The sequence below is a fragment of the Escherichia sp. WS1265 genome (assembly GCF_046487585.1).
GTDB lineage: Bacteria > Pseudomonadota > Gammaproteobacteria > Enterobacterales > Enterobacteriaceae > Escherichia > Escherichia coli.
On the sequence record NZ_JBJQJE010000021.1, the window covers coordinates 57270 to 79805 of the forward strand.

The 22536-nt window shown below is 51.1% G+C and carries 19 protein-coding genes; 10 read left to right on the forward strand and 9 right to left on the reverse strand.

The window, feature by feature from the left end:
- The first annotated feature begins 45 nt into the window (after window positions 1-45).
- The 10 genes from ACJHX3_RS19325 (at window position 46) to cobO (ending at window position 11059) form a co-directional block, all read left to right on the forward strand.
- A complete protein-coding gene (locus ACJHX3_RS19325) occupies window positions 46-468 on the forward strand; it encodes a hypothetical protein (protein ID WP_000613113.1) in 423 nt (140 codons plus the stop codon).
- A 547-nt stretch (window positions 469-1015) separates the two neighbouring features.
- Entirely contained in the window at window positions 1016-1465 is a 450-nt protein-coding gene (glmS, locus tag ACJHX3_RS19330; protein ID WP_000710393.1) for a methylaspartate mutase subunit S, read from the forward strand.
- Window positions 1465-2853 carry a methylaspartate mutase accessory protein GlmL gene (gene glmL / locus ACJHX3_RS19335; RefSeq protein WP_001167709.1) on the forward strand — a complete coding sequence of 463 codons (1389 nt, stop codon included), beginning with the start codon at window positions 1465-1467 and terminating at the stop codon, window positions 2851-2853. Before glmS ends, glmL begins: the two co-directional genes overlap by 1 nt.
- 18 nt (window positions 2854-2871) lie before the next feature.
- Window positions 2872-4317: a methylaspartate mutase subunit E gene (locus ACJHX3_RS19340; protein WP_000423321.1), complete on the forward strand. Its 1446-nt coding sequence runs from the start codon at window positions 2872-2874 to the stop codon at window positions 4315-4317.
- The gene (locus tag ACJHX3_RS19345; protein ID WP_094321996.1) at window positions 4317-5558 is read left to right on the forward strand and encodes a methylaspartate ammonia-lyase; all 1242 of its coding nucleotides are present in this window, start codon (window positions 4317-4319) and stop codon (window positions 5556-5558) included. Before ACJHX3_RS19340 ends, ACJHX3_RS19345 begins: the two co-directional genes overlap by 1 nt.
- A 3-nt stretch (window positions 5559-5561) precedes the next feature.
- A complete protein-coding gene (locus ACJHX3_RS19350) occupies window positions 5562-6932 on the forward strand; it encodes an acyclic terpene utilization AtuA family protein (protein ID WP_000124262.1) in 1371 nt (456 codons plus the stop codon).
- On the forward strand, window positions 6929-7246 hold the full coding sequence (locus tag ACJHX3_RS19355; protein WP_000813947.1) for a DUF4387 domain-containing protein: 318 nt from the start codon (window positions 6929-6931) through the stop codon (window positions 7244-7246). The genes ACJHX3_RS19350 and ACJHX3_RS19355 overlap by 4 nt, the downstream gene beginning before the upstream one ends.
- A gap of 160 nt (window positions 7247-7406) precedes the next feature.
- Window positions 7407-8687, forward strand: coding sequence for a dicarboxylate/amino acid:cation symporter (locus tag ACJHX3_RS19360; RefSeq protein WP_024044162.1), 1281 nt, complete (start codon window positions 7407-7409; stop codon window positions 8685-8687).
- Window positions 8688-8794: 107 nt separating this feature from the next.
- Entirely contained in the window at window positions 8795-10447 is a 1653-nt protein-coding gene (locus ACJHX3_RS19365; RefSeq protein ID WP_000042493.1) for a class I fumarate hydratase, read from the forward strand.
- A gap of 9 nt (window positions 10448-10456) precedes the next feature.
- Window positions 10457-11059 carry a cob(I)yrinic acid a,c-diamide adenosyltransferase gene (gene cobO / locus ACJHX3_RS19370; protein WP_000388207.1) on the forward strand — a complete coding sequence of 201 codons (603 nt, stop codon included), beginning with the start codon at window positions 10457-10459 and terminating at the stop codon, window positions 11057-11059.
- Window positions 11060-11092: 33 nt separating this feature from the next.
- On the opposite strand, the gene ACJHX3_RS19375 is transcribed toward cobO, so the two are convergent.
- The 9 genes from ACJHX3_RS19375 to sdhC form a co-directional block, all read right to left on the reverse strand.
- On the reverse strand, window positions 11093-11998 hold the full coding sequence (locus ACJHX3_RS19375) for a LysR substrate-binding domain-containing protein (RefSeq protein WP_001214260.1): 906 nt from the start codon (window positions 11996-11998) through the stop codon (window positions 11093-11095).
- A gap of 665 nt (window positions 11999-12663) precedes the next feature.
- Window positions 12664-13533: a succinate--CoA ligase subunit alpha gene (gene sucD, locus ACJHX3_RS19380; RefSeq protein WP_000025458.1), complete on the reverse strand. Its 870-nt coding sequence runs from the start codon at window positions 13531-13533 to the stop codon at window positions 12664-12666.
- The gene (gene sucC, locus ACJHX3_RS19385) at window positions 13533-14699 is read right to left on the reverse strand and encodes an ADP-forming succinate--CoA ligase subunit beta (protein ID WP_001048602.1); all 1167 of its coding nucleotides are present in this window, start codon (window positions 14697-14699) and stop codon (window positions 13533-13535) included. The genes sucD and sucC overlap by 1 nt, the downstream gene beginning before the upstream one ends.
- Window positions 14700-14792: 93 nt before the next feature.
- On the reverse strand, window positions 14793-16010 hold the full coding sequence (odhB, locus tag ACJHX3_RS19390) for a 2-oxoglutarate dehydrogenase complex dihydrolipoyllysine-residue succinyltransferase (RefSeq protein WP_000099823.1): 1218 nt from the start codon (window positions 16008-16010) through the stop codon (window positions 14793-14795).
- Window positions 16011-16024: 14 nt separating this feature from the next.
- Window positions 16025-18826 carry a 2-oxoglutarate dehydrogenase E1 component gene (sucA, locus tag ACJHX3_RS19395; protein ID WP_001181473.1) on the reverse strand — a complete coding sequence of 934 codons (2802 nt, stop codon included), beginning with the start codon at window positions 18824-18826 and terminating at the stop codon, window positions 16025-16027.
- Window positions 18827-19026: 200 nt separating this feature from the next.
- The gene (sdhB, locus tag ACJHX3_RS19400) at window positions 19027-19743 is read right to left on the reverse strand and encodes a succinate dehydrogenase iron-sulfur subunit SdhB (RefSeq protein ID WP_001235254.1); all 717 of its coding nucleotides are present in this window, start codon (window positions 19741-19743) and stop codon (window positions 19027-19029) included.
- A 15-nt stretch (window positions 19744-19758) separates the two neighbouring features.
- Window positions 19759-21525 carry a succinate dehydrogenase flavoprotein subunit gene (gene sdhA / locus ACJHX3_RS19405; protein WP_000775540.1) on the reverse strand — a complete coding sequence of 589 codons (1767 nt, stop codon included), beginning with the start codon at window positions 21523-21525 and terminating at the stop codon, window positions 19759-19761.
- Window positions 21525-21872 (reverse strand): succinate dehydrogenase membrane anchor subunit, encoded by a 348-nt coding sequence (sdhD, locus tag ACJHX3_RS19410; protein ID WP_000254365.1) that lies wholly within the window; start codon window positions 21870-21872, stop codon window positions 21525-21527. The genes sdhA and sdhD overlap by 1 nt, the downstream gene beginning before the upstream one ends.
- On the reverse strand, window positions 21866-22270 hold the full coding sequence (sdhC, locus tag ACJHX3_RS19415; protein WP_000263347.1) for a succinate dehydrogenase cytochrome b556 subunit: 405 nt from the start codon (window positions 22268-22270) through the stop codon (window positions 21866-21868). The genes sdhD and sdhC overlap by 7 nt, the downstream gene beginning before the upstream one ends.
- Window positions 22271-22536: the final 266 nt, after the last annotated feature.

Genomic DNA, 22536 nt, shown 5'->3' on the forward strand with positions numbered 1-22536 from the left:
AATGCCCGGGGATTAATTTTTATTACTCACGGAAAGATTTAAATAATGATCCCATCTCAAATCTCTTTCAACACCCTTCCTGTCAATGCAACATACGCTTCAGAGACAACAGTTGACACACAAAAATTCTCTGACATCCTCTACTCAGCGGGGTGTTCCCTAAAGGATCTGGCTTATCTGAGCAGATGTCTGGCATCAATACATCCGACTATCGCCAAAAACATTTATGAAACAGAAAATCTCAGCGATCAAAAATTACTGCATATTGATTGCCGTAGTACAAATGAAATCAAGATAAATATCTTTTTTGGTCAACAACGAGAAGGATTAATTGAAATTAATTCTGACACTGTCATTTTTCCGATATTGTCTTCATTAATTGACTCCGCCATTTCTAAATTTCAACACCAAATCCCCGTTAACGGTTCAGTAAATCCTGACCTATTGTATGAGGATTATACTGATTAAATCCCTCCTGTCGCGAAAAATGGCCTGCGTTATTGCCAGACGTAATAAAACTTTTGATTAACGTTACTCGTACTGGTAGCACCTTCATGTACTTTTCTTTTTTACGAAAAATCAAAAGAGCTAACAAAGGTCATAATTCGCATGAATCATTAATTATTTGTTATTTTCAACATTATTTTTACATTAAGCAGAGATGAATTGCAGTGAAATTCGACTTAACTTTTATGAAATGTATTTACTCATGGCTAAAGCCACGTCACAAAAATGCAAATTAGAAGTTGATCACAATTATCTCAATACATCAAATCAAGTTAATTTTAAAAATTTAACATTCATGACATTAGTTGACATAACACACTGAATTAAAATGAGAATTTGAAAACACACTTTAAACAATCATTTCCCGAAAGACATTTTGAAAATAGATCAATTGCAACATTACGGTCAGATAAAGACACTCCTGTGATATTAAACCTGTGCCGTTATGAGCGGCCATAAATACGACGTGTGTAACTTATTTTACTCTCTGTCTTACAAAGGATTACCCATGAAGAAAGCAACACTTGTGATTGGCGTTATTGGCGCGGACTGCCATGCAGTAGGCAATAAAGTTCTGGACCGCGTTTTTAGCAACCATGACTTCAGAGTTATTAATCTGGGCGTAATGGTCAGCCAGGACGAATATATTGATGCTGCCATTGAAACTGGTGCTGACGCGATTGTCGTCTCCTCTATCTATGGGCATGGCGATATCGATTGTCTGGGCATGCGCGAACGCTGCATCGAGCGTGGGCTGGGTAACATCCTGCTCTATGTGGGCGGTAACCTGGTGGTCGGAAAACATGACTTCGCTGACGTGGAAACCAAGTTCAAAGAGATGGGATTTGATCGCGTCTTTTCCCCAAGTCATGACTTAGAAGATGTTTGTCAGCTGATGGCCCACGATATCAACCAACGTCATGACGTTGATACTCGCATTCTTGAAGAGGCAATCTGATGCAAATCGTCTCTGTCGATATTGGTTCGACGTGGACCAAAGCAGCCCTCTTCACCCGGGAGGGGGACGCGTTAACGTTGGTTAACCACGTTCTGACCCCAACCACCACCCATCATCTGGCGAAGGGGTTTTTCTCCAGCCTGGACCAGGTGTTAAACGTAGATAATGCCCTCCCCCTGTTAAACAGTGGTGAGGTTGCATTGAAGTATTCCTCCTCTGCCAAAGGTGGGCTGGCGGTTGCCGCAATGGGATTGGTGCCTTCTATCACCCTGGAAACCGCGAAAGTAACCGCTCACTCTGCGGGTGCTAAAATTGCGCAATATTACGCCTACAAGCTGAACCGCCGTGATATCCAGGCACTGGAAGAAACGCAGCCCGATATTCTCTTGTTCACCGGCGGCACCGATGGCGGAGAAGAAAGCTACGGACTGAATAACGCCCGTGTGTTGGCAGAATCCAAACTCGACTGCGCCATTATTTATGCCGGAAACCGGGATATTCAGGACGAGGTGCAGGAGATCCTCGGGCATAAAGACCTGACCATCGTCGACAACGTTCTGCCCGATCTTGACCATCCGAACCCTTTAGCTGCACGCCAGGCTATCTGCGACATATTCCTTAAACGCATCGTTAAAGGGAAAGGGTTGGATGTCATTGTTGATAAAACAGGCGAAGAACCAATGCCGACACCATGGACGGTCTTTGAACTGGTTAAGGCAATCAGTAACGTCGATCACAGCTGGAAAGAGTTCATGCTGATCGACATGGGTGGCGCAACCACCGATGTCTATTCCGCCTGTGCCAACACGCTCTCGCCCGACACCGTTTTACACGGCGTACCGGAACCCTTCGTGAAACGGACGGTGGAAGGCGATCTGGGAATGCGCGTCTCGGCAATGGTGGTTGGTGAAAGTGCGAAAGAGTTAGTCAATGTGAATTTTGCTCAGCAACCCGCACAGCTGGACGCTTTTTATCATTACCTCCGCCATCTAGTCGCTCATCCCGACTACTTACCCGCGAATGCAGAAGAAAAATATTTCGATACCGTCCTGGCCGGACTGTGTGTGGGTTATGCCACCGAAAGACATGCGGGCACCAAAAAAGAGGTCTGCACCTGCGTCGGCAATGTCGATTTACAGATGGGACGTGACCTGACAACCGTGCGTAAAGTCGTTGGTTCCGGCGGATGGCTCTCGCGTGCCAGTCAGTTCGATATGCATCACTGGTTGAAATACCGCGAGTTAAACGACGACGGTAAACGCATTCTCTTACCGACCGAATTTGAATATTACCGCGATTCCCGGGGGCTATTACCACTGCTGGCAAACGTCGCCAGAGTCGATCCACTGGCCGCCGCGCGCACCAGTATTCAATGCTTAACCCTATAACAATTAAGGCTGCAATCAATGGAACTTCGAAATAAGAAATTAACCCATGACGAATTCATGACCGAGCGGCAACAGGTACTGAAAACCTGGGAAACCGGCAAGGATGTTGAAAACTTTGAAGATGGCGTTAAATACCAACAAACCATTCCTGAGCATAAACGCTTCTCTCTTGCCCTGCTGAAAGCAGACAAGGAAGGTAAAACTCTTAGCCAACCGCGCGCAGGCGTGGCGCTGATGGACGAACACATCGAACTACTGAAAACACTACAAGAAGAGTGCGATCTGCTGCCGAGCACCATCGATGCATATACCCGTCTGAATCGGTACGAAGAAGCGGCTGTAGGGATTAAAAAATCCATCGAAGCCGGAACCTCTAAACTGAACGGTTTACCGGTAGTTAACCACGGCGTCGCAGCTTGCCGTCGCCTCACCGAAACTTTGCAAAAACCGCTACAGATCCGCCACGGCACGCCAGATGCGCGTCTGCTGGCTGAAATCTCGATGGCCAGCGGCTTTACCAGTTATGAAGGCGGCGGCATTTCCTACAATATTCCGTATGCCAAGCGCGTAACGCTGGAAAAATCGATCCGCGACTGGCAGTACTGCGATCGTTTAATGGGGATGTATGAAGAACACGGGATCCGCATCAACCGCGAACCGTTTGGCCCACTAACGGGTACGCTGATCCCGCCGTTTATCTCGCACTCTATCGCGATAATCGAAGGATTACTGGCGCTGGAACAGGGTGTGAAATCTATCACCGTTGGTTATGGACAGGTCGGCAGCCTGACGCAGGATGTCGCGGCGATCCAGTCTCTGCGTGAACTTGCACACGAATACTTTCAGAGCTATGGCTATACCGACTATGAATTAAGTACCGTGTTTCACCAGTGGATGGGCGGCTTTCCGGAAGACGAATCGAAAGCGTTCGCCATTATCTCCTGGGGTGCAGCCGTCGCGGGGATGTCTGGTGCCACCAAAGTCATCACCAAAAGTCCGCACGAAGCCTGGGGCATCCCGACTGCCGCTGCCAACATTCAGGGGCTGAAAGCCTCCCGCCAGATGCTCAACATGGTCAACGAGCAGAAATTCCCGCCGTGCCCTGCGGTTGAACTGGAAATTGAACTGATTAAGAGCGAGGTTCGCGCGGTACTGAATAAAGTGTTCGAACTGGGTAATGGTGATATTGCGCGCGGTACGGTGCTGGCATTTGAAGCGGGCGTACTGGATGTGCCGTTTGCGCCAGCCGCCTGCAACGCGGGCAAAATTCTTCCGGTCCGTGACAACACCGGCGCGATACGCGTACTGGAAGCCGGAGCCGTTCCATTGCCAAAAGATATTCTCGACCTCCACCACGATTACGTTGCGGAACGCGCACGCTTTGAAGGACGCCAACCGACATTCCAGATGGTTGTAGATGACATCAATGCTGTATCCCACAGTAAATTAATAGGAAGACCATAATGAAAATAAAACAGGCCCTGTTCACCGCTGGCTACTCCTCATTCTATTTCGATGACCAGCAGGCGATAAAAAACGGAGCGGGTCACGACGGCTTTTTTTATACCGGGGAGCCAGTAACACAGGGGTTTAACGCCGTACGTCAGGCCGGGGAGTGCGTATCGGTACAGTTGATTCTGGAAAACGGCGCGGTCGCCGTAGGTGACTGTGCTGCCGTACAGTATTCCGGGGCAGGTGGTCGCGATCCACTGTTCCTCGCAGAGCACTTTATTCCGTTCCTCAACGACCATATCAAGCCATTACTGGTAGGCCGCGATGTAGATGCTTTCCTGCCGAATGCCCGTTTCTTCGACAAATTGCGTATTGACGGCAACTTGCTGCATACCGCCGTGCGCTACGGATTATCACAGGCGCTGCTTGATGCTACCGCGCTGGCAACCGGCCGTCTGAAAACTGAAGTGGTCTGTGATGAATGGCAGTTGCCACGCGTGGCGGAATCCATTCCATTATTTGGTCAGAGCGGCGACGATCGATATATCGCCGTCGATAAGATGATCCTTAAGGGCATCGACGTGCTGCCCCATGCACTGATTAATAACGTCGAAGAGAAACTGGGCTTTAAAGGTGAAAAACTGCGCGAATATGTCCGCTGGCTGTCGGATCGTATTCTGAGCAAGCGCACCAGCGCACGCTACCACCCTACCCTGCACATCGATGTATACGGCACTATCGGTCTGATCTTCGATATGGATCCGCTTCGCTGTGCGCAATACATCGCCAGCCTGGAAAAAGAAGCGCAAGGCCTGCCGCTCTACATTGAAGGTCCGGTCGATGCCGATAACAAGCCCGATCAAATTCGCCTGCTGACCGCGATTACCAAAGAGCTGACGCGCCTCGGTTCCGGCGTGAAAATTGTGGCCGATGAATGGTGTAACACCTACCAGGATATTGTTGATTTTACTGATGCCGCCAGTTGTCACATGGTGCAAATCAAAACCCCGGATCTGGGCAGTATTCACAACATCGTCGATGCGGTTCTTTACTGCAATAGCCACAGCATGGAAGCGTACCAGGGCGGCACCTGCAATGAAACTGATGTCAGTGCCCGCACCTGTGTCCACATCGCCCTTGCCGCTCGCCCTATGCGTATGCTGGTAAAGCCAGGGATGGGCTTTGACGAAGGCCTCGATATCGTCTTCAACGAAATGAATCGTACTATCGCGCTGTTGCAGGCTAAGGATTAACAAATGGCTCGTTCTTTTAAAGTCTTATCGCCTACGGCAATCCTCGGGTATGGATTCCCGGAGGAGAGCTTCCGCAAAGCGATGGCAGAATCGCCCGATCTGATCGCCGTTGATGCTGGCTCTTCCGATCCTGGCCCCCACTACCTCGGGGCGGGCAAACCGTTTACCGATCGCGCAGGGGTCAAGCGCGATCTGCGCTATATGATCACCGCAGGCGTGCAAAATAATATACCGGTGGTGATCGGAACGGCCGGCGGTTCTGGTGCCGCTCCACACCTGGAGTGGTGCCGAGAAATAATTCATGAGATTGCCCGGGAAGAGCACCTCTCGTTCTCGATGGCGCTGATCCCGGCAGACGTTGACAAAGCCATCGTCCACCAGGCGCTGGATAACGGCAAAATCACGGCGCTGGATTTTGTCCCGCCGTTAACCCACGACGCGATTGACGAAAGTACGTATATCGTCGCGCAAATGGGCATCGAACCCTTCCAGCAGGCGCTGAAAGAAGGCGCGCAAGTGGTACTGGGCGGGCGCGCTTACGACCCGGCCTGCTTTGCTGCGCTACCGATCATGCAAGGCTTTGATGAAGGTCTGGCGCTGCATTGTGGGAAAATCCTTGAATGCGCGGCAATCGCCGCAACGCCCGGCTCAGGCTCTGACTGTGCGATGGGCATCATTGATGACAACGGCTTTACGCTGAAGACATTTAATCCGAAGCGTAAATTTACCGAAACGTCAGCAGCTGCACACACACTGTATGAGAAATCCGATCCCTACTTCCTGCCAGGACCTGGCGGCGTGTTGAACCTGAAAGGCTGCACATTTAAAGCGGTCAATGACGGCGAAGTGTACGTCAGCGGTTCTAAGCATGAAGAAACGCCGTATGCCCTGAAACTGGAAGGTGCGCGACGGGTGGGCTTCCGCTGTCTGACCATCGCCGGAACGCGCGACCCGATCATGATCGCCGGGATCGATAAAATCATCGATGAAGTCAAAACCAGCGTTTCGCGTAACCTGTCGCTCGACGATGACAGCATTCGCATCAATTTCCACCTGTACGGCAAAAACGGGGTGATGGGCGACCATGAACCGATGCAAACTGCCGGGCATGAGCTGGGGATTGTCCTTGATGTAGTTGCACCGACCCAGGATATTGCCAATAGCGTTTGCTCGCTGGTGCGCTCTACTATGCTGCACTACGGCTATGAAAACCGCATCGCTACCGCAGGCAACCTGGCATTCCCGTTCTCCCCTTCTGATATTCAGGGCGGGCCGGTATACGAATTTTCCATATATCACCTGATTGAAGCCAACGACGCTCTGCGTTTTGATTTCCATATTGAACAGGTGACGCCAGAAGGAGTTCAGGCATGAAACAGTCAATTGTCTCACTGGCGCAAGTCATTCGTTCGAAAAATGCCGGACCTTACGAACTGGTTTTAGATATTTTATTTAAAACCAAAGAAAACTATGAGCGAGTTAAATCATCAGGGCAATTAACCCCAGAACTGATCGCGCGCTTATATCATGTTGAACCTGACTTTATTCATCGTATTGTCTGGTTTGATCCTTCTAACGCAGTAAAAATCGTCATGCCACGAGATATTATCTCCGGGAATGTAGGTGACAATGATGTCTATGGTGCACAGCAACATGCACCTTTATTAAATATGAGTTTCGATTTGTAAAAATCCGAACACTTTTAGCCAACTGACATCCCGTCACTTATTGCAGTTCAACACTTCAGCTATTTGTAAGGTTGTAATAGCAGGTAGATGCCTGAATTTTTATTCGGGCATCTACTTCTCCTGATTCTGATTTATCGCCGTGCACCTGATGGAGGAAAAAATGAAGAAAATAAGTTTAACCACGATGATTCTTTTGGCGCTGGTACTTGGAATGATTATCGGCGTAGTGATCAATAACACTGCTTCACCGGAAACAGCAAAACTCTATGCGCAAGAAATATCGATATTCACGACGATTTTCTTACGACTGATAAAAATGATTATCGCTCCGTTAGTGGTCTCTACCCTGGTGGTAGGTATTGCTAAAATGGGCGATGCCAAAGCCCTTGGTCGTATTTTTTCTAAAACACTCTTTTTATTTATTTGCGCCTCATTGCTGTCAATTGCCTTAGGCTTGATAACGGTAAATTTCTTCATGCCAGGCACAGGAATTAATTTTGTTGCACACGGTGCCGAAACCACCGGAGTGGTCGCGTCAGAACCCTTTACGCTAAAAGTATTTATTTCGCATGCTTTCCCCACCAGCATTGTCGATGCCATGGCGCACAATGAAATTTTGCAAATCGTGGTGTTCTCAATTTTCCTCGGCTGTAGCCTGACGGCGATTGGTGAGAAAGGCAGCGCCATCGTTCACGCCTTAGATTCGCTGGCACATGCCATGTTAAAGCTCACTGGCTACGTCATGCTCTTCGCTCCCCTGACCGTATTCGCCGCTATTTCAGCATTGATTGCTGAACGAGGACTGGCAGTTATGGTGAGCGCCGGGATCTTTATGGGTGAATTTTATTTCACCATGTTGTTACTTTGGGTGCTGCTTATCGGTCTGGCCATCGTTTATGTCGGCCCCTGCATCAGACGCCTGACCCGTGCCCTTTCGGAACCCGCCCTGCTGGCATTTACCACATCCAGTTCTGAAGCTGCTTTTCCGGGAACGCTTGAAAAACTGGAGCAATTTGGCGTTTCCCCCAAAATTGCCAGCTTTGTCTTACCCATTGGCTACTCATTTAATCTCGTTGGATCAATGGCCTACTGCTCCTTCGCCACAGTTTTCATCGCCCAGGCCTGCAATATCCATTTATCCATCGGTGAGCAAATCACCATGCTGTTGATCCTGATGTTGACCTCGAAAGGAATGGCTGGCGTACCACGCGCCTCAATGGTGGTTATCGCCGCCACGCTCAACCAGTTCAATATTCCGGAAGCGGGGCTGATCTTGCTGATGGGCGTTGATCCGTTCCTTGATATGGGGCGTTCCGCGACAAACGTCATGAGCAACGCAATGGGCGCTGCGATGGTGAGTCGGTGGGAAGGCGAACATTTCGGCGAGGGTTGTCGGGGTAAAGCATTAAAACCCAATGAATCGAACGTTGCTCTGCCCTGAGGGGGATCTTAAGCAATCAGAAGCCAATGACTACGCATTTTTATAAGCCGGATCATGAAGTTAGACGGCAATTAAGTAACACTAACGTTTAAGGTGAAAAGTGAAATATGTCCAAACCATTTATCTGGCAAGAACCGTATCTACAAAATAAAGACGGTACAGAATATACATTAATTAGCGATCAACATATTACAGTAACGGAATTAGACGGCGAAGAAGTGATAAAAATCGCTCCTGAAGCATTAACGCTGCTTGCCCGGCAGGCATTTTATGAAGCCTCTTTTTTCTTACGTTCCGCTCATTTGCAACAGGTCGCCAGCATTCTTAACGATCCGCAGGCCAGCAGTAATGATAAATACGTTGCGTTGCAGTTATTACGTAATGCTGAAGTCTCAGCAAAAGGGGTATTACCCAACTGTCAGGATACCGGCACCGCAACTATTGTTGCCAGTAAAGGGCAACAGATATGGACCGGAGGTAACGACGCCGAAGCCTTAAGCAAAGGCATTTACACCACTTTTCAGGAAAATAATCTGCGCTTTTCACAAAATGCGCCACTGGATATGTATACCGAAGTCAATACGCAAACCAATCTACCGGCGCAGATTGATATCAGCGCCGTCGCTGGTGATGAGTACCATTTTCTCTGTATTAATAAAGGGGGGGGCTCTGCCAATAAAGCCGCGCTTTATCAGGAAACAAAATCCCTATTGCAACCAGAAAAACTGACCGCATTTTTAATCGAAAAAATGAAATCGCTGGGCACCGCTGCCTGCCCGCCTTATCACATCGCCTTTGTCGTCGGAGGGCTTTCAGCCGATCAAACCTTAAAAGTTGCCAAGCTGGCCTCAACGAAATATTACGACAATTTGCCCACCAGCGGAAACGAGCAGGGACAAGCATTCCGTGATATTGAGTTGGAAAAAGCGTTGCTCAACGCCAGTCAGCAATTTGGTATTGGTGCGCAATTTGGGGGTAAATATTTCGCTCATGATATTCGCGTCATTCGTCTGCCGCGTCACGGTGGCTCTTGCCCGATAGCTATGGCGCTCTCCTGTTCTGCCGATCGCAATATCAAAGCAAAAATTAACAAACACGGTATCTGGCTGGAAAAACTCGAACACAATCCGGGGCAATATATTCCAGCCTCACTGCGGGAAGAAAATCACGCGCAACATGTACAGCTGGATCTAAACCGTCCGTTGCGTGACGTGATGCAGGATCTCGCCAGATTACCGGTAGGCACCCGCGTGTCGTTAAGTGGTCCCATCGTAGTGGCGCGCGATATCGCCCATGCCAAAATAAAAGCGCGGCTGGATAGCGGCGAATCGATGCCGGATTACCTGAAGCATCATATTGTCTATTACGCTGGCCCGGCGAAAACACCGGAGAACATGGCCTGCGGTTCACTGGGTCCAACCACGGGTGGACGAATGGACGGTTATGTCGATACCTTCCAGGCGGCTGGCGGCAGTCTGGTGATGTTATCGAAAGGTAACCGCAGCCAGCAGGTCACCGATGCCTGTCACAAACATGGCGGCTTCAATCTGGGAAGTATTGGCGGTGCAGCTGCGTTACTGGCGCAAGAATATGTCAAAAGTCTGCGTTGCCTGGAATACCCGGAGCTGGGTATGGAAGCGGTGTGGATGATGGAAGTGGAAAATTTACCCGCATTCATCCTGGTAGATGATAAAGGCAATAATTTCTTTAGTCAGTTTGAGCAGCAACACCGCTGCGCCAGTTGCCCTGCGGGACATTAAGGAAAATGAATGGAAGCGCGAATTTCAACTGAACGGCATGTGCAGCGCCAGCAGAAATTGAAGGAACAGGTCGATACGCGCGTCGCGGCGGCGATAGAGAAAAAAGGGATCTTGATTGTTTTCACCGGCAACGGCAAAGGGAAATCCACTGCCGCGTTTGGTACTGTGACGCGCGCGGTGGGTCATGGCAAAACGGTGGGGGTTGCGCAGTACATCAAGGGGCAATGGGACAACGGTGAATACAACCTTCTCCAGCCGCTGGGGGTTGAGTTTCATATTATGGGAACCGGTTTTACCTGGGAGACACAGAACCGGCAAGCGGATATCGACGCGGCGAAAGAGGTCTGGTCGGAAAGCAAACGGATGCTGGCTGACAAGCGTTACGACTTAGTGGTGCTTGATGAGCTGACCTATATGCTGGCTTACCATTATCTGGACACCGAAGAAGTGATCGCTTCTCTGCAAAACCGCCCGGCACAACAAAGTGTCATTGTCACCGGACGCGGTTGCCACAGTCAGATATTAAAAATGGCGGATACGGTAAGCGAAATCCGCCCCGTCAAACATGCTTTTGATAACGGCATTCAGGCCCAGCCGGGTATCGACTGGTAATAACTGCGTCTGGCATCCCGCCAGGCGCAGGTTTTACATCTCCTGCGGTACGACCGATTTCGCCAGCAACCATTCACGAAATTGCTGCAAGTGCGGTGAGTCAGACTTCTCTTCCTGCCACGTCATAATAAAACGATTACCGGTACGAATAGGCACATCACAGGGGATCACCATATCGCCACTATCCAAATCATGTTGAATAGCGAAACGAGGTAACAGCGCCACGCCGAGATTCGAGCGCACGGCGGCAATCAGCATTGAAAGCAAATCGAAACGTGGTCCGTTGTTGACCAGCGGACTGCTAACGCCAGATAAGGCAAACCACTCTTCCCAGCCAGTAATACGGGTACTTTGATGCAGAAGTGGTAACTCTGTAAGCAGTTCTGCCACTGACAGTTTTTGATCGGACATTGCAAGCAAACTGCCGCTGCATACCGGCAAAATCTCCTCTTCAAAGAGATATTCTACTTCCGCCCAGGGCGCGCAAAAATTTTCGCGCATAATGACAGCATCGTACTCCCGATTAAGAAAATCGCCGTTATTAGCTAAAGAATGAATATTAACAATAATATCGGGATGTAACTTTGTGAATTCATGTAAATTTGGGATTAACCAGTGGGTACTAAACGTAGGATTCACGGCAAGTTCAATAACCTGAACCGTAGGCTGCCAGGTCATAATGGTATTGGTATCGCGTTCCAGCTTATTTAATGTTTCTTTTACTATCCCCAGGTAATACTTCCCTGCATCATTAAGAAAAATACGTTTTTTAGAGTGTGAAAATAACGGAGTATGTAAAAATTCCTCCAGCGCACTCACTTGTCTGAATACTGCACTTTGGGTTAACGCTAACTCCTCTGCCGCTCTGGTATAACTTTCATGACGTGCGACGACCTCAAAAGTCACCAGCAGCTCCGTTTTAGGTATTTTTCCTCGCATAATGCCGTCCCTTAAAAATAGTTTAAACCATCAAAAATACATTACTTATTACGAAGTAATGGTAACCAAAGCAGCAATAAATAATTTATAAGAATCATGATTGACATTTATAACCCAGTAAGCCTGGCGTGACAAATATCTTAATCAGATAATAATAATCCGAAAAGCACAGCGCCTTTCGAATTATCCGGAATCACATTAAGTGAAAATTATTAAATTGATATCATTTATCATATCTGTGGATATTATGATAAACAATCAACAAAGATTTTATTTTTGATTTATAGCATATCCCTCTAAGAATTTTTGCGATGCTGCAATATCCGGGGTAAAGACCCGATCCTGGCTGACAAATGGCACGACTTGACGATAAGCGGTGAACATCGCTTTTGTTGATTTACTTAACGCTACGGTCAAACGCTGGGAAGCCAGTGCATCAGGTAACGATTCGAAATTCGTCGTCGTTCTTATTCGTGGCTTGCGGTCGGTTGCGGCAATCCACAGTGGCTGTGGTCATGCAGTCAAGCCAGCGGTCAGATTTCGACCGTGGTTAACATTTAAGGCATAAAAAAGGCCATCATACGATGGCCAACCATGTCGAAACCGACAACCCTTCGCCATTCCTGTAGAGGGAAGCGGCGAGGGCTATTTCTTATTACAGATATTTATTTCAGAACAGTTTTCAGTGCTTCACCGATATCCGCCAGGCTGCGAACGGTTTTCACGCCTGCGGCTTCCAGAGCAGCGAATTTCTCATCCGCAGTCCCTTTCCCACCGGCAATGATGGCACCCGCGTGGCCCATACGTTTGCCTTTCGGCGCAGTCACACCAGCGATGTAACCCACAACAGGCTTGGTAACGTGCTCTTTGATGTACGCAGCCGCTTCTTCTTCAGCGCTACCGCCGATCTCACCGATCATCACGATCGCTTCGGTCTGCGGATCTTTTTCGAACATTTCGAGGATGTCGATAAAGTTAGAGCCAGGGATCGGGTCACCGCCGATACCGACACAGGTCGACTGACCGAAACCGTAATCCGTGGTCTGTTTCACCGCTTCATAGGTCAGTGTACCGGAACGGGAAACGATACCCACTTTACCCGGTTTGTGAATGTGACCCGGCTGGATACCGATTTTGCATTCACCCGGAGTGATAACGCCTGGGCAGTTCGGGCCGATCATACGAACGCCAGCTTCGTCCAGTTTCACTTTCACAGTCAGCATATCCAGCGTCGGGATGCCTTCAGTGATGGTGATAATCAGTTTGATGCCTGCATCGATGGCTTCCAGAATGGAGTCTTTGCAGAACGGTGCTGGTACGTAGATAACAGAAGCGGTAGCGCCAGTAGCAGCAACAGCTTCACGCACGGTGTTGAACACCGGCAGGCCGAGGTGGGTGGTGCCGCCTTTACCTGGGGTTACACCGCCAACCATTTTAGTGCCGTATGCAATGGCTTGTTCAGAGTGGAAAGTCCCCTGGCTACCGGTAAAGCCCTGGCAGATAACCTTGGTGTTTTTATCAATTAAAATGGACATTATTTCCCCTCCACTGCGGCAACAACCTGCTGAGCTGCATCCGTCAGACCTTTTGCTGCAATAATATTCAGGCCGCTGTCAGCCAGTTTCTTCGCGCCGAGTTCGGCGTTGTTACCTTCCAGACGTACCACGACCGGTACGTTAACACCCACTTCCGCTACCGCGCCGATGATACCGTCAGCTATCAGGTCGCAACGAACGATACCGCCGAAGATGTTAACCAGAACGGCTTTCACTTTGTCGTCAGAGAGGATGATTTTGAACGCTTCGGTTACACGTTCTTTGGTTGCGCCGCCGCCAACGTCCAGGAAGTTAGCTGGTTCGCCGCCGTGCAGTTTAACGATGTCCATCGTACCCATCGCCAGACCTGCGCCGTTAACCATACAACCGATGTTACCGTCCAGCGCAACGTAGTTCAGTTCCCACTGTGCAGCCTGTGCTTCACGCGGATCTTCCTGCGACTGGTCACGCATTTCGCGCAGATCAGGCTGGCGGAACAGTGCGTTGCCATCAGCGCCCAGTTTGCCGTCGAGGCAAATCAGATCGCCCTGTTTGGTGATGACCAGCGGGTTGATTTCGATCAGCGCCAGGTCGCGCTCCAGGAAAATGGTCGCCAGGCCCATGAAGATTTTGGTGAACTGCTGAACCAGTTTACCTTCCAGACCCAGTTTGAACGCCAGCTCGCGTCCCTGATACGGCATCGGGCCAGTCAGCGGATCAAGCGCAACTTTATGGATCAGGTGCGGAGTTTCTTCCGCCACTTTTTCGATTTCCACGCCGCCTTCGGTGGAGGCCATAAAGACCACACGACGGGAACTACGGTCAACAACGGCACCGAGATACAGCTCTTTAGCGATATCGGTCGCTGCTTCAACCAGAATCTGGTTAACCGGTTGGCCATTGGCATCTGTTTGATACGTTACCAGACGCTTGCCCAGCCAGTTTTCTGCAAAAGCACGGATGTCTTCTTTGCTGTTTACCACTTTCACACCGCCCGCTTTACCGCGGCCACCAGCGTGAACCTGACATTTCACTACCCACGGACCGGCACCGATTTTTGAAGCGGCTTCTTCTGCTTCGCGCGGAGTAGTACAGGCATAACCCACCGGTGCTGGTAAGCCATAGCGGGCAAAAAGTTGTTTTGCCTGATATTCATGTAAGTTCATGTGTTCTGTCCATCCTTCAGTAATCGTTATCTTTTAAACCGTAGACCGACACCCTATCCACGTCGGTCTACAGTGCAGGTGAAGCTTAAACTACTACACGTCCAGCAGCAGACGAGTCGGATCTTCCAGCAACTCTTTGATCGTTACCAGGAAGCCCACGGATTCGCGACCATCGATCAGACGGTGATCGTAGGACAGCGCCAGGTACATCATCGGCAGGATCTCAACCTGACCATTCACCGCCATCGGACGATCTTTGATAGCGTGCATACCCAGAATTGCGCTCTGCGGCGGGTTGATGATCGGCGTAGACATCAGGGAACCGAACACACCACCATTGGTGATGGTGAAGTTACCACCGGTCAGATCTTCAACCGTCAGCTTGCCGTCACGGCCTTTAACTGCCAGCTCTTTGATTTTCTTCTCGATGTCTGCCATGCCTAGGGTATCGACATCACGCAGTACCGGCGTCACCAGGCCGCGCGGCGTAGAAACCGCCATGCTGACGTCGAAATAGTTGTGGTAAACCACATCATCGCCGTCGATAGAAGCATTCACTTCCGGGTAACGTTTCAGGGCTTCAACCACCGCTTTCACGTAGAAGGACATAAAGCCCAGACGGATGCCGTGGCGTTTTTCAAACGCTTCACCGTACTGCTTACGCAGATCCATAATCGGCTTCATATTGACTTCGTTGAACGTGGTCAGCATGGCGGTGGAGTTTTTCGCTTCCAGCAGACGCTCTGCCACACGCTTACGCAGGCGAGTCATCGGGACACGTTTTTCGCTACGTGCAGCCAGAGCCGGTTGCGCCGCCGGAGCAGCCGCTGCCGGAGCAGACTCTTTCGCCGGGGCTTTCGCCAGATGTTTTTCCACATCTTCACGAGTCAGACGACCACCCACACCGGTGCCTTTAATGGCGCTGGCGTCGAGGTTGTGTTCAGCCAAGAGTCGGCGGATCGCCGGGCTTAACGCATCGTTGTTTTGCTCTTCCAGAGACGCCTGCTGGCGTTGCGCCGGAGTGGACGCTTTCTCTTCAGATTTGGCGCTGGTTTCTTTACCCGCGCTGTTGCCTTCACGCAGGCGACCAAGGATCTGACGAGACGTTACCGTTGTACCTTCATCTTCCAGAACCGCATCCAGAATGCCGTCTGCTGATGCCGGTACTTCCAGTACCACTTTGTCAGTTTCGATTTCTACCAGCACTTCATCACGTACGACTGCGTCGCCGGGTTTTTTATGCCAGGTTGCGACGGTGGCATCGGCTACGGATTCAGGCAGGTCAGGGACCAGAATATCTACGCTACTCATTGTGTATCCTTTATTTATTCGACGTTCAGCGCGTCATTAACCAGATCTTGTTGCTGTTTCTGGTGAACGGACATATACCCTACCGCCGGAGAGGCGGAGGCCGGGCGGCCTGCATAACGCAGAGAAGCCCCAAACGGAATCACTTCACGGAAATGATGCTGGCTGCAGTACCATGCGCCCTGGTTGAGCGGCTCTTCCTGGCACCAGACAAAATCCTTGACGTGAGCAAACTGCTGCAACACTTCCTGCATCGCTTTATGCGGGAACGGGTAGAGTTGCTCGATACGCACAATGGCGACATCGTGTTGATTGTTCTTACGACGTTGTTCCAGCAGGTCGTAATAAACCTTACCAGAACACATCACTACACGCTTAACGCCCTTCGGATCAAGCTCGTCGATTTCACCGATGGCTGGCAGGAAGGTGCCGTTCGCCAGTTCTTCGAGGCTGGAAACCGCCAGCGGATGACGCAGCAGGGATTTCGGCGACATCACGACCAGCGGACGACGCATCCCGCGCAGCGCCTGACGACGCAGCATGTGGTAAACCTGTGCCGGGGTAGACGGTACGCACACCTGCATGTTTTGCTCAGCGCAAAGTTGCAGATAACGTTCCAGACGCGCGGAGGAGTGCTCCGGTCCCTGCCCTTCGTAACCGTGCGGCAGCAACATCACCAGACCACACATCCGGCCCCATTTCTGCTCGCCAGAGGAGATGAACTGGTCGATAACCACCTGAGCACCGTTAGCGAAGTCACCGAACTGTGCTTCCCAGATAGTCAGAGTGCGTGGTTCTGCGGTGGCATAACCGTATTCAAACGCCAGCACTGCTTCTTCAGACAGTACGGAGTCCCAGACACGGAACGCGCCCTGGCCGTTATGGATGTGTTGCAGCGGCGTGTAAGTGGAACCGTTAGACTGGTTGTGGATCACCGCGTGGCGGTGGAAGAAGGTACCGCGACCGGAGTCTTCACCCGACAGGCGAACCGGAATGCCTTCATCAACCAGCGTGGCGTAAGCGAGGTTTTCCGCGCCGCCCCAGTCGAACAGTTTCTCACCGGCAGCCATCGCCTGGCGATCGCCATAAATCTTGGCAACGCGAGACTGCATTTCAACTGCTTCCGGCACCGTGCTGATGCGTTTAGCCAGTTCCTGCAGGCGCTTCATCTCAACTTTGTTCGGGTACTCTTCGTCCCATTCGTGGTTGAGGTACGGTGACCAGGTGAAAGAGTGCATGTTCATCGGACGCCACTCTGCTACCACGCAATCGCCAGCATCCAGCGCATCGCGGTACAGGTTAACCATCTCGGTGGCATCTTCCAGCGTCGCGACTTTTTCCTGCTCCAGCTTGTCAGCGTAGATTTTGCGCGGCGTCGGATGTTTTTTGATTTTCTGATACATCAGCGGCTGGGTTGCGCTCGGCTCGTCGGCTTCGTTATGGCCATGACGGCGGTAGCACACTAGGTCGATGAAGACATCACGTTTAAAGGTGTTACGGAAATCGAGCGCCAGACGGGTCACAAAGGCAACGGCTTCAGGATCATCCGCGTTAACGTGGAAAATCGGTGCCTGAACCATCTTACCGATATCAGTACAGTACGGCGTCGAACGGGCATCCAGCGGGTTAGAGGTGGTGAAGCCAACCTGGTTGTTGATAACGATACGTACCGTACCGCCAACTTCATAACCACGCGCTTTCGACATGTTCAGGGTTTCCTGAACCACGCCCTGCCCGGTCACTGCGGCGTCACCGTGGATGGTGATTGGCAGCACTTTGTTGCTGCTCGGCTCATCGAGTCTGTCCAGACGGGCACGAACAGAACCGATAACGACCGGGCTGACAATCTCAAGGTGAGACGGGTTAAACGCCAGCGCCAGGTGCACCAGGCCGCCATCGGTCTGGAAGTCAGACGAGAAGCCCATGTGGTATTTCACGTCGCCCGTGCCGAGGTGTTCTTTATGTTTACCGGCAAACTCGTCGAACAAGTCTTGCGGTTTTTTACCCAGCACGTTCACCAGCACGTTCAGACGACCACGGTGCGCCATCCCGAGAACCACTTCGCGGGTGCCGCTGTTGCCAGCGTGGCGGATCATCTCTTTAAGCATCGGGATTAACGCGTCACCGCCTTCCAGCGAGAAGCGTTTTGCGCCAGGGAATTTTGCGCCGAGGTAACGTTCAAGGCCTTCAGCGGCGGTCAGTTCGCTTAAGAAGCGTTTTTTCTCTTCGCTATTGAAAGTCGCGCGACCAGACTCGATACGCTGTTGGATCCAGCGTTTTTCTTCGGTGCTGGTGATGTGCATATACTCGGCACCAATCGGGCCGCAGTAGGTTTGCTTGAGGGCTTCCAGCAGCTCGCCGAGTTTCATGGTTTCTTTGCCGCTGGCAAATGAACCGACGTTGAAGGTCTCCTGGAAGTCTGCTTCGGTCAGATCGTGGAAAGACGGATCCAGATCGGCCACTTTATCTTGCTGCCACAGTCCCAGCGGATCGAGATTCGCATGCTGGTGACCACGGAAGCGGTATGCGTTAATGAGCTGCAGGACTTTAACCTGCTTCACATTGGTGTCAGGGTCGGAGATCGTTGAAGAGTAACGTGAAGCGTCTTTCGCCAGGCGGCGGAAATATTCACGCGTTTGAGAGTGGAATTGATCCGGTTTGACTCCCGTACCAGGTAACTGCTGGAACGTCGAACGCCAGTTAGCGTCAACCGAGTCAGGATCGGTTAAGAAGTCTTCATAGAGCTGTTCTATCCAGCTCTGGTTTGCGCCAGAGAGGTAAGAAGAGTCCAACCAGGCTTTCAAAGCGCTGTTCTGCATCGTGATCCCTTAAGCATCTTTTTTATGCTTACTTCGCCGTGGATACTACCACGCACAGTGATGTGCGTGCCGGGGTTCACTTGCGAGCTCTTGTCTACGTAGTGGCTCGCGAAGGAACCTTTAAAAACTGTCTTAGTGTCAGGGGCAGTTTTTAAAGATTTCCTGAATAGCCGGGGGATTACCCCGGCATCAACATTTAATTACGCATTACGTTGCAACAACATCGACTTGATATGGCCGATGGCGCGCGTCGGGTTCAGCCCCTTCGGACATACACTGACGCAGTTCATGATGCTGTGACAGCGGAATACACTGAATGCATCGCTCAAACCGTCGAGGCGGCTGTCAGTCTCGGTATCACGGCTATCGATCAGGAAACGATATGCCGCTAACAAGCCTGCCGGGCCGATAAACTTATCGGGATTCCACCAGAAAGACGGACAAGAGGTTGAACAACATGCGCAGAGAATACATTCATACAGCCCGTCGAGTTTTTCGCGCTGCTCTGGCATCTGTAAATGCTCGCGAGCTGGCGGATTTTGTCCATTATTCAACAGGTAAGGCTTAATTTTCTCATATTGCGCATAGAATTGTCCCATGTCTACCACCAAATCGCGGATCACCGGTAAACCTGGCAGCGGGCGAATCACAATCTTCTTGCCCGGCTGGTTGAGTGCCGAAATCGGGGTAATACAGGCCAGACCATTCTTGCCGTTCATGTTCAGACCGTCGGAACCGCACACACCTTCACGGCAGGAGCGGCGGAACGACAGGCTGGGATCTTTCTCTTTCAGCTGGATAAGCGCATCCAGCAGCATCATGTCGCGACCTTCATCCGCTTCCAGGGTGTAATCCTGCATACGCGGAGCATCATCAACATCCGGGTTATAGCGATAAATTGAAAACTCGAGTCTCATTTTCCTGTCTCCGCATTAGTAAGTACGAATCTTCGGCGGGAATGCCGGGCGCAGTTTCGGTTCCATGTTGACGCTTCGGCGCGTCATGGATTCCGACTCTGGCAGATACAGGGAGTGGCACAGCCAGTTTTCATCATCACGATCCGGGAAATCGAAGCGGCTATGCGCGCCACGGCTTTCGGTACGGAAGTTAGCAGAAACAGCCGTTGCATACGCTGTTTCCATCAGGTTATCCAGTTCCAGGCACTCAACGCGCTGGGTGTTGAACTCGCTGGAAGTATCATCCAGACGGGCATTTTTCAGACGCTCGCGGATAACTTTCAACTGCTCAAGCCCTTTCGCCATCGCATCACCTTCACGGAAGACCGAGAAGTTATGCTGCATACATTCTTGCAGTGCTTTACGGATCGCCACCGGATCTTCACCGTTACGGTTGTTGTTCCAGCGGTTCAGGCGATCCAGAGACGCTTCAACATCAGACTCGCTGGCATCGCGCAGTGCGCCCTGCTCGGCGATAGACTCTTGCAGATGCAGACCTGCCGCACGACCAAATACTACCAGGTCCAGCAGCGAGTTGCCGCCCAGACGGTTAGCACCGTGTACCGATACACAAGCGATTTCACCAACGGCAAACAGCCCCGGAACAACCACATCTTCGCCTTTCTCGTTCACCGTCAGCGCCTGACCGGTCACTTTGGTCGGAATACCGCCCATCATGTAGTGACAGGTTGGGATAACCGGAATCGGCTCTTTCACCGGATCAACGTGAGCGAAGGTACGGGAGAGTTCCAGAATACCCGGCAGACGGGATTCGAGAACTTCTTTACCCAGGTGGTCAAGTTTCAGTTTTGCGTGTGGCCCCCACGGACCATCACAGCCGCGACCTTCACGGATTTCGATCATGATGGAACGCGCCACCACGTCACGGCCCGCCAGGTCTTTGGCGTTCGGCGCATAACGCTCCATAAAGCGTTCGCCATGTTTGTTCAGCAGATAACCGCCTTCACCACGGCACCCTTCGGTGACCAGTACGCCCGCACCGGCAATACCAGTCGGGTGGAACTGCCACATTTCCATATCCTGCACTGGTACGCCTGCACGGATAGCCATGCCGACGCCGTCGCCAGTGTTAATGTGGGCGTTGGTAGTGGACTGATAAATACGCCCTGCCCCGCCAGTCGCCAGCACGGTAGCGCGAGCTTTGAAGTAAACCACTTCACCAGTTTCGATGCACAGTGCGGTACAACCGACCACCGCGCCATCCTGGTTTTTCACCAGATCCAGCGCATACCACTCGGAGAAAATGGTGGTGTGGTTTTTCAGGTTCTGCTGATAAAGGGTGTGCAACAGTGCGTGACCGGTACGGTCAGCTGCCGCCGCAGTACGTGCCGCCTGCTCGCCGCCGAAGTTTTTCGACTGACCGCCAAACGGACGTTGATAGATACGACCATCATCAAGACGCGAGAACGGCAGGCCCATATGTTCCAGTTCCAGAATCGCTTCCGGCCCGGTTTTACACATATATTCAATCGCGTCCTGGTCACCGATATAGTCCGAACCTTTTACGGTGTCGTACATATGCCATTCCCAGTTATCTTCATGGGTATTACCCAGCGCAACGGTAATGCCGCCTTGCGCAGAAACGGTATGGGAACGGGTCGGGAAGACTTTAGAGAGCAGCGCACAGGTCTGACCGCTCTGGGAAATTTGCAGCGCCGCGCGCATACCTGCGCCGCCGGCACCAATCACAACTGCATCAAATTCTCTGACTGGCAATTTCATCACACACCCCACACCACAACGAATCCATAAATCACGTAAACCACCAGAGCAACGACAATCACCAGTTGCAGCATCAGGCGCAAGGCCAGCGGTTTAACGTAGTCGGTCAACACCTGCCACATGCCGATCCAGGCATGGATCAAGATAGAAAACAGCGCCAGCAGGGTGAACACTTTGGTGAACGCAGAGGCGAAGAAACCGATCCAGACTTCATATGTCAGTTCGCCACTGGTAGCGAAAAAACCGACCATATAAATGATGTAGAGCGTCAGGACGATAGCGGTAGCGCGAACGAGGATGAAATCATGTACGCCATTGCGTCCTAATGCGGAGGCGTTGCTTACCATACGAGGACTCCTGCGAGAAGTGAAAGCACGACAGTAATAACAAAGGAGATTTTGGCGGAGCGTTTACCCGCTTCGAATGTTTCTTCCAGATAGCCAAAATCCATCATCATGTGGCGAATACCTACGACGACGTGATACGCCAGAGCGGTAAGGATGCCCCACATGATAAATTTGACGAAGAAGCTGCCCATAATCGCGGAAGCTTGCTCGAAACCTTCAGGGGAAGAGAGGCTGGTACCCAGAAGCCACAGCAGGATGCCCACTGCAACAAAGGTGATCACACCGGAAACGCGATGGAGAATGGACGCTATCGCCGTGATGGGGAACCGGATGGTCTGTAGGTCCAGATTAACAGGTCTTTGTTTTTTCACATTTCTTATCATGAATAACGCCCACATGCTGTTCTTATTATTCCCTGGGGACTACGGGCACAGAGGTTAACTTTCTGTTACCTGGAGACGTCGGGATTTCCTTCCTCCGGTCTGCTTGCGGGTCAGACAGCGTCCTTTCTATAACTGCGCGTCATGCAAAACACTGCTTCCAGATGCGAAAACGACACGTTACAACGCTGGGTGGCTCGGGATTGCAGGGTGTTCCGGAGACCTGGCGGCAGTATAGGCCGTTCACAAAATCATTACAATTAACCTACATATAGTTTGTCGGG

What these genes read in the sequence shown, in the direction of transcription:
- ACJHX3_RS19325 (WP_000613113.1), top strand. Translation starts at nt 46, where the DNA reads ATGATCCCATCTCAAATCTCTTTCAACACCCTTCCTGTCAATGCAACA.
- glmS (WP_000710393.1), top strand. Translation starts at nt 1,016, where the DNA reads ATGAAGAAAGCAACACTTGTGATTGGCGTTATTGGCGCGGACTGCCAT.
- glmL (WP_001167709.1), top strand. Translation starts at nt 1,465, where the DNA reads ATGCAAATCGTCTCTGTCGATATTGGTTCGACGTGGACCAAAGCAGCC.
- ACJHX3_RS19340 (WP_000423321.1), top strand. Translation starts at nt 2,872, where the DNA reads ATGGAACTTCGAAATAAGAAATTAACCCATGACGAATTCATGACCGAG.
- ACJHX3_RS19345 (WP_094321996.1), top strand. Translation starts at nt 4,317, where the DNA reads ATGAAAATAAAACAGGCCCTGTTCACCGCTGGCTACTCCTCATTCTAT.
- ACJHX3_RS19350 (WP_000124262.1), top strand. Translation starts at nt 5,562, where the DNA reads ATGGCTCGTTCTTTTAAAGTCTTATCGCCTACGGCAATCCTCGGGTAT.
- ACJHX3_RS19355 (WP_000813947.1), top strand. Translation starts at nt 6,929, where the DNA reads ATGAAACAGTCAATTGTCTCACTGGCGCAAGTCATTCGTTCGAAAAAT.
- ACJHX3_RS19360 (WP_024044162.1), top strand. Translation starts at nt 7,407, where the DNA reads ATGAAGAAAATAAGTTTAACCACGATGATTCTTTTGGCGCTGGTACTT.
- ACJHX3_RS19365 (WP_000042493.1), top strand. Translation starts at nt 8,795, where the DNA reads ATGTCCAAACCATTTATCTGGCAAGAACCGTATCTACAAAATAAAGAC.
- cobO (WP_000388207.1), top strand. Translation starts at nt 10,457, where the DNA reads ATGGAAGCGCGAATTTCAACTGAACGGCATGTGCAGCGCCAGCAGAAA.
- ACJHX3_RS19375 (WP_001214260.1), bottom strand. Translation starts at nt 11,998, where the DNA reads ATGCGAGGAAAAATACCTAAAACGGAGCTGCTGGTGACTTTTGAGGTC.
- sucD (WP_000025458.1), bottom strand. Translation starts at nt 13,533, where the DNA reads ATGTCCATTTTAATTGATAAAAACACCAAGGTTATCTGCCAGGGCTTT.
- sucC (WP_001048602.1), bottom strand. Translation starts at nt 14,699, where the DNA reads ATGAACTTACATGAATATCAGGCAAAACAACTTTTTGCCCGCTATGGC.
- odhB (WP_000099823.1), bottom strand. Translation starts at nt 16,010, where the DNA reads ATGAGTAGCGTAGATATTCTGGTCCCTGACCTGCCTGAATCCGTAGCC.
- sucA (WP_001181473.1), bottom strand. Translation starts at nt 18,826, where the DNA reads ATGCAGAACAGCGCTTTGAAAGCCTGGTTGGACTCTTCTTACCTCTCT.
- sdhB (WP_001235254.1), bottom strand. Translation starts at nt 19,743, where the DNA reads ATGAGACTCGAGTTTTCAATTTATCGCTATAACCCGGATGTTGATGAT.
- sdhA (WP_000775540.1), bottom strand. Translation starts at nt 21,525, where the DNA reads ATGAAATTGCCAGTCAGAGAATTTGATGCAGTTGTGATTGGTGCCGGC.
- sdhD (WP_000254365.1), bottom strand. Translation starts at nt 21,872, where the DNA reads ATGGTAAGCAACGCCTCCGCATTAGGACGCAATGGCGTACATGATTTC.
- sdhC (WP_000263347.1), bottom strand. Translation starts at nt 22,270, where the DNA reads ATGTGGGCGTTATTCATGATAAGAAATGTGAAAAAACAAAGACCTGTT.